Here is a 1,400-nt window from a genome sequence, read left to right as displayed (position 1 = left end):
CGCTGTACGCCTGATCTAGAGCTTAATACAGCAAGCGCCATTGAGAGCGGTAGAGTCTATTTCAATGTCGAATTCACACCAACAACACCAGCAGAACACATCACATTCCGTTCACGCATTGTAAATGATTACTTAGAGGAGATTTTTTAATGGCTATCCCCGTTTTACCAAGAGTTTTGAAATATTTTAACATTTTTGTCGACGGTATTCCCTATCAAGCAAAATGTGAAAGCGTAACATTACCGAATTTGAACTTGGTTGTTGAAAGTTATCGCGGCGGTGGCATGGATAGCTCCATTGAAGTTGACCTTGGTCTTGAAACCCTCACGCTTAGCATGACCATTTCTGATTGCTCTCCAGAATTGATGGCACTGTTGGGGCGCACAGATGTCGACATTTCATTACGAAGTTCAATGCAAGCGCAAGGCACACCCGCAGAAGGTGTTGTCATTACCATGAGAGGACTATGCAAAGGCTTTGAAATGGCAGAATGGCAACCGGGCAGCAAAGCAACTTCTACGGCTACATTCACATTGCAATATTTCAAATATGTCCAGAAGGACGTTGAAATCGTTGAGATAGATGTCCTCAACTTGGTGAGAAAATTCAATGGCGTCAATCAACTCGCAGACCATAGAGAAAATATAGGATTATAAAATGACAGTACAAACAAGCATTACACATAAATTACTTGTACCGGTTACTTTTGAGGGAAAAGAGCACACCGAAATTACCTTACAGCGCCCCAAAACAAAAGATGTGCAAGCAATCGACAAAAAAGAAGGCATAGAGCAAACAATTGCTATGGTTGCACGCCTTTCTGGATGGGCACATGAAGCGGTTGGAGAACTCGATATTAATGACTTGTCGAGCATTGGAGAGATTTTGGAGTCTTTTATCAAGCGGCGGGACACCTCGACTGGGAAACCGCTGCTAAACTCATAGCCGATATCGCCATTGTTTTTCATTGGTCTCTTCCGGACATGATGGAAATGGAACCGCAAGAACTCATATTCTGGCGAAAACAAGCAGCAGAAAGGTATAAGACAAAATGAGTGAAAAAGTTGCTGATGCAAAGGTGAGATTGTCTCTTGAAGACAAACTCACCGCACCTCTCAAACATCTTCAAAAAAAAATCGATACATTGTCAAAAACACTCTCACATAGTTTGGGTATTCCGCGCTTTTCTGCTGCTGTCAAAAACATGACAAAAAGCCTTCATGGCGTTCAAAGTGCTCTTGGAGTGGCGGCAAGTCGTGCTTCAGTCTTTACCGGTGTCTTAGGGCTTGCTGGTGGTGGTCTTGTGGCAAGTGTAGCCGCCCTCACCATGAAAACCATGCATCTGGGAGATAGTCTTTATCACGCATCACACCACTTAAATATGAGTGTTACGGCACTTC

At 43.4% G+C, this 1,400-nt stretch carries 3 protein-coding genes and 2 pseudogenes; all 5 read left to right on the top strand.

All coding sequences use genetic code 11. The features are described 5' to 3' along the window. A pseudogene (locus tag ACFINU_RS09845) lies at positions 1 to 150 on the top strand (phage tail protein); the annotation flags it as partial. Next, on the top strand, positions 150 to 656 hold the full coding sequence (locus ACFINU_RS09840; RefSeq protein WP_375646765.1) for a phage major tail tube protein: 507 nt from the start codon (positions 150 to 152) through the stop codon (positions 654 to 656). The pseudogene ACFINU_RS09845 and the gene ACFINU_RS09840, both read left to right, overlap by 1 nt. A gap of 1 nt (position 657) precedes the next feature. Then, complete coding sequence (locus ACFINU_RS09835; protein ID WP_375618985.1) at positions 658 to 945, top strand: phage tail assembly protein; 288 nt, start codon at positions 658 to 660, stop codon at positions 943 to 945. A gap of 38 nt (positions 946 to 983) precedes the next feature. Continuing rightward, positions 984 to 1,055 (top strand): GpE family phage tail protein, encoded by a 72-nt coding sequence (locus tag ACFINU_RS09830; RefSeq protein ID WP_081485993.1) that lies wholly within the window; start codon positions 984 to 986, stop codon positions 1,053 to 1,055. Beyond that, positions 1,052 to 1,400: pseudogene (locus ACFINU_RS09825) on the top strand (phage tail protein); the annotation flags it as partial. The gene ACFINU_RS09830 and the pseudogene ACFINU_RS09825, both read left to right, overlap by 4 nt.

The sequence above is a fragment of the Bartonella sp. AC130YNZD genome, assembly GCF_042196865.1.
Lineage (GTDB): Bacteria > Pseudomonadota > Alphaproteobacteria > Rhizobiales > Rhizobiaceae > Bartonella.
Note: the sequence above shows the minus strand (reverse complement) of the source record. Positions and strands in the feature narration are given on the sequence as shown.